The following is a 5,116-nucleotide window of genomic DNA, read 5'->3' on the forward strand; positions in this document are numbered from 1 at the left end:
AACTAATACTTAATATTCAATGCCCCATGCCCTATGCCCCATGCCCCATGCCCCATCTTCAATGACTAATATAATGAAACCCTTTAACAAAATCTATCACCATGTTTAACGAGGGTAATATATATTTTGTTGGTTCGTTGGATTGATCATCATAAACTGAAGTATTAAGAGAAGACCTATTAATAAATCTTTTGCCAAAGTTGGGATTATCATACACAATTAAAGTTTGAGCGCTAGAATTTGTTAAAATTATTTGGCTGGGAGCTTTACAAAAATTTAGCTTAGCAGCTACTTCGAGATTTTTTTTCATCTCTTTGATTGTTGTAGCTTTACTCATAGTTTGCTCTAAAAGCATATTTAATTGTTTTACCATGTGGGGAGATTTAAAAGATTTTAAATCTGGGTTGGCTACAACTTCAGTATTAATCATTTCCACTATCTGTAAAATATTCTTTTGGGTAGATGCCGCATCTACAAAGGGAAGGATGGCAATATAAGCGGTGGGAAATAATGCTTCGTCGCTATCTACGCGGAAGGTGAAAATAGTGCGGCGACGACCGCTTTCCATACTTGGGGGTTGTTTTAATCCCCGGTATTCCTGAGCAATTTGGTAGTAAGCGCCAGCAAGAGCAAAGTTAGCTTCGTGTTCTAGAGCTGCATCAACAATAATCCTAATTGTTGGGGGTGTTTCGTTAAAAAAATCTCGTGAATCGTCGGCATGAAATTTTTGAATAATTGAGCGATCGCCTGTGGGACTGAGGTCAACCCATTCGCAAATCATACCTTCGGTTTTTAAACCAAATCTGGAAGTAGCGTAAAGTTTTGCACCGGTTAAAGTTGCTCCGGTTAAATCAGCACCAATCCATTCGGCTCTAATTAATTTTGCTTGAGTTAAATTCGCATGTACTAAACTCGTATTCGTTAAATTGGCATTGCTTAAATCTGCACCAATTAAATTTGCCCCGCTCAATTTTGCTCCGCTCAAATCTGCCCACCGGAGGTTAGCGCCGCTTAAATCTGCCCACCGGAGGTTAGCGCCGCTTAAATCTGCACCGCTGAGGTTAGCATGGCTGAGATTTGCTTGTCTGAGTTCAGCATCTCGCAAATTCGCACCGGTGATGTCACAACGACTCAGGTCAGTGGCGTTTAAGTTAGCCATTTCTAAGTTGGCTCCTGTGAGAGAAGCACCTCGCAACACAGCTTCATTCAAGTTAGCGTTGCGGAGATTCGCTTGGCGCAGAGTCCCTTCTCGCAGGTCGGCGCTGGTGAGGTTAGCTTGGAACAAGTCAGCACGACTGAGGTCAGCGCGAATTAACTCGGTACGGATAAGTGAAGCTCCCTGGAGTTGAGCGCGGCTGAGATCTGCTCGAATTAAATTAGCTACATTCAGACTGGCATTGTTGAGAATAGCGCTGCATAGATTGACGCCGCTCAATCTGGCTACATTCAATTTGGCATTGCTCAAGTTAGCTTCACTGAGATTGGCACCGCTCAAGTTAACTACACTTAAATTAGCATCGCTTAAATTCACGCCACTGAGTTTAGACCCACTCAGATTAGCTTCAGACAGTTCAATACCACTAAAGTTTAAAACTCCTGCCGCGTATTGTTCCAGCAATTCCTCTACAGTCATCGATGCTACCTCTGGGATGCCAACTTTATATAGTTGTAAAGTCGGAAAAAATGAAATGTCAAAATTTAAAGAATGAATATTGGAATTTTAGGACTGGGACTGATTGGCGGATCTTTGGGTTTTGATTTGCGATCGCAAGGACATCATATCTTGGGAGTGAGCCGTCGCGAATCCACCTGCCAAAAGGCAGTAGCCCTTGGCTGCGCCGATGAAGCATCGGTAGATTTGAGCCTGTTAACAGCCGCAGAAGTTGTATTTATTTGTACGCCTTTAGCCCTAATTGTGCCCCAATTTGTACAATTAATTCCTTATTTGTCTCCCACTACAGTTGTCACCGATGTGGGTTCGGCGAAAGCAGAAATAGTCCAAGCTATTTCTCATCTTTGGGATAATTTTATCGGCGGTCATCCAATGGCGGGAACAGCAGACAGTGGCATAGAAGCCGCACAAAGGCATTTATTTGTCGATAAACCTTATGTACTCACACCCCTGACCACAACACCAATCACTGCAATTACAATTGTCGAAGAAATTGTGCGATCGCTAGGTGCGAATATCTACCACTGTCAACCAGAACAACATGACAGGGCTGTGAGTTGGATTTCTCATTTGCCTGTGATGGTTAGTGCCTCCTTAATTGCTGCTTGTTTGAGTGAAACTGACCCAGAGGTTTTGCAATTAGCCCAAAAGCTAGCCAGTTCTGGTTTTCGGGATACCAGCCGTGTAGGTGGCGGTAATCCAGAGTTGGGGATTATGATGGCGCGGTATAATCGCCAAGCGTTGCTCTTGTCACTGCGCCAGTATCGCCAAAATCTCGATGAGTTGACTAACTTAATCGAGCAGGAGAATTGGGCAGTTTTAGAGTCAAAGTTGAAATCAACCCAACAGGCACGACCTAATTTTGTTGAGTAGTGGTAATAGAGTACGTTACGCTATTAATAACGCACTCATTACTACATTTAGTAAATTTATTGCGGATTTGTTGTGAATGCTTTTTCAGTTAGTTGATTAATTCTTTCACAGGCAACGGTTAACAGACAACGGAGAACAGAGAAACCAAACCCCAAAAACGTGCTATTGGATTAAATAAATACGCCGTTTTTATAAAGCGCTATCCTCTGGAAAAACATTTTTTGAAACTATGATTTATAGCTAAAATTAAAGTTTTCCATAGCTGTTTCCTGTTTTCTTTTGGCTGTTCACTACTCTCAAAAGTTTGTAACTTTATCCAAATAAACAATGGTAGAACGCCCAATCAAAAAATCAGAACGTCAGTCTCAAGCAAATACTGAGAATAATTCGGAAAATTTGGACTCCACACCTCCTGTGGAATCTAATCCCAAAAGCTCAAAACCAGATCGTAATCGTTCCTCTGGCAAAGGAAAAAAACGCTCCTTTGCAGATGAAAACAAGCCCCCTGTTAATCCTGCACTCATGCGTGGCCCAAAACCCGTTAAACCTCCAACTAAAGTTGAAAAAGAAGTTGAAACTGAAGCTGAGCCAAACTCTGAGCAGTCTGAAGATTAACAAGCTGTTAGGCATTTAATTTGCAAATCTGTTCGTGTTAGCTGTTGATGGTTGACGGTTAACTGTTGACGGTTGACTGTTGACTGTTGACAGCTAACCCTCAACAATCAATAAACCTAATATAGGACTCATATTTGATTTGGTGAAAAAACTCAGTACACCCCTAAATTCCTTTTTTCCTGTTAAGAGTTCCCTGTTCCCTCACTATCGCGCTTGCGCTGCGCGAACGCGCACCACACAAATATGTTCATTAGTCAAATCGGATTCCTATATGACCGTGCAATTTAGTAAGTGGAATAAAACTTAGATACAAAAACACGTTTCACCCAGTCACCAGTCACCAGTCATTTGCTATAAATTTACATCTAAAAAATATAGATTATATTGAAAAATTATGACTATGAAGAATAACTATGACCAGTCAAATATTGGCTATAAAAAAAGCACTGAAAGAAAGTGGTAAGACATATTTTCTAATATGGTTAGCTTTTACAGTAGTGATAGTTTTAGAATACATTACACCACCAGAATATGTATTCGGCTACCTCTATACAGCGACTATTTTATTGGCAGATTATCGATTAAATCGCAGAGCATTTATTGGAGTCACCATTGCAGCTACAGGATTAACATTATTAAATTTATTTGTACCAGGAAAAGAAATCATCAATCTTCCAACCTTGGCAAATAGATTAATTGCAGTATTGGCGTTAGTGGTAACTGCCATTTTAAGCGAACGCAACCGTCGTAATGAAGAAGCGATCGCTCACACTCAAGCACAATTACGCTCCCAAGAACAACTAGCTGCAATGCGTGAAGATTTTATTTCTACCCTCACTCATGACTTGAAAACTCCTTTACTTGGAGCAATTGAAACGCTGCAATATTTTCAAAACGAGCAATTTGGTGAAGTCACCCCAATGCAAGCAAAAGTTTTGCAAACAATGGCTCGCAGTCATCGCAGTACACTGCAATTAGTCCAAACTCTTTTAGATGTTTATCGCAATGATGCCGAAGGATTGAAATTACACAAATCGGCTATTAACTTAGTAACTGTGGCTGAAGAAGTAATAGCCACCCTGATGGAACTAGCAAAAACGCGTCAGGTTTATATTTCTCTGCACTATGGCGAATCAGATTTTCGCAGCTTTCTTTGGGTAAATGGTGATTCATTGCAATTGGGACGAGTTTTTACCAATTTATTGAGTAATGGCATTAACCATACTCCCCGTGGCGGTAAAGTGGAAGTAGTATTTGAAAGTTATTCTAGCGAGCAAGTGGTCAAAATCCTCGACACTGGTTCCGGTTTTACAGAAGAAGAACTACCCCACTTATTTGAGAGATTTTATCAAGGACATAGCGATCGCCACGTCTCTGGTTCGGGACTAGGGCTTTATTTAACCAGACAAATTATTACAGCTCATGGAGGTACAATTTGGGCAGAAAATCGATGGCCACGAGGCGCTGTGTTGGGTTTCCGGCTACCTGCTTGTCCGCCACCGGGGAGATGAGGGGGATGGGGAAGATTTTAACAAGGATAATAAGCGTTGCCAATCAAAGCAAGTATCTCCTAAATCCGCAAGGCGATTGATGACAGCATCGAGTTCGGCAAGTTCGGCTGTAGGTACTAAACCCAAATGGCGATGGGGAATTGTGATGTTATCTTGACGCCTTAGCACACCGAGAATCGGTAATTGTAAGGGTTCTAGAGAATCTTTAAGCAGAGAGAAATGGCGATCGCTTCCTACGCGATTTAAAACTACACCAGCGATTTTAATTCGGCGATCGAAAGATTGGTAACCGTGGGCGATGGCTGCCACAGAACCAGACAAACGGCTACAATCAATCACCAATACCACTGGTAAATCTAACAACCGGGCGATGTGTGCCGTACTAGCAAAATCAGTTTGGTATTGGGCATTGGTTATTCCCCACGTCCCCGCGTCCCCGCGTCCC

4 protein-coding genes and 1 pseudogene are annotated in these 5,116 nt (G+C 41.8%); 3 read left to right on the top strand and 2 right to left on the bottom strand.

What is annotated here, in order from left to right:
• Positions 1–58 precede the first annotated feature (58 nt).
• Positions 59–1,633 (bottom strand): pentapeptide repeat-containing protein, encoded by a 1,575-nt coding sequence (locus GNE10_RS31920; RefSeq protein WP_185569979.1) that lies wholly within the window; start codon positions 1,631–1,633, stop codon positions 59–61.
• A 72-nt stretch (positions 1,634–1,705) separates the two neighbouring features.
• On the opposite strand from GNE10_RS31920, the gene GNE10_RS31925 reads away from it, so the two are divergent.
• From GNE10_RS31925 to GNE10_RS31935, 3 genes are all read left to right on the top strand, one after another.
• The gene (locus GNE10_RS31925; protein WP_185569981.1) at positions 1,706–2,545 is read left to right on the top strand and encodes a prephenate/arogenate dehydrogenase; all 840 of its coding nucleotides are present in this window, start codon (positions 1,706–1,708) and stop codon (positions 2,543–2,545) included.
• A 327-nt stretch (positions 2,546–2,872) separates the two neighbouring features.
• Positions 2,873–3,160, top strand: a complete 288-nt coding sequence (locus GNE10_RS31930; protein WP_099065753.1) for a hypothetical protein — start codon at positions 2,873–2,875, stop codon at positions 3,158–3,160.
• A 413-nt stretch (positions 3,161–3,573) separates the two neighbouring features.
• On the top strand, positions 3,574–4,671 hold the full coding sequence (locus tag GNE10_RS31935) for a HAMP domain-containing sensor histidine kinase (RefSeq protein WP_185569982.1): 1,098 nt from the start codon (positions 3,574–3,576) through the stop codon (positions 4,669–4,671).
• Here the strand turns inward: GNE10_RS31935 and GNE10_RS31940 are convergent.
• A pseudogene (locus tag GNE10_RS31940) lies at positions 4,672–5,116 on the bottom strand (AAA family ATPase); the annotation flags it as partial. It abuts the gene before it with no gap.

It is taken from the genome of Nostoc sp. 2RC (assembly GCF_014222165.1).
Lineage (GTDB): Bacteria > Cyanobacteriota > Cyanobacteriia > Cyanobacteriales > Nostocaceae > Nostoc > Nostoc linckia.

Excerpts from the sequence above, each read along its gene's own strand:
- GNE10_RS31920 (WP_185569979.1), bottom strand. The coding sequence starts at position 1,633 with ATGACTGTAGAGGAATTGCTGGAACAATACGCGGCAGGAGTTTTAAAC.
- GNE10_RS31925 (WP_185569981.1), top strand. The coding sequence starts at position 1,706 with ATGAATATTGGAATTTTAGGACTGGGACTGATTGGCGGATCTTTGGGT.
- GNE10_RS31930 (WP_099065753.1), top strand. The coding sequence starts at position 2,873 with ATGGTAGAACGCCCAATCAAAAAATCAGAACGTCAGTCTCAAGCAAAT.
- GNE10_RS31935 (WP_185569982.1), top strand. The coding sequence starts at position 3,574 with ATGACCAGTCAAATATTGGCTATAAAAAAAGCACTGAAAGAAAGTGGT.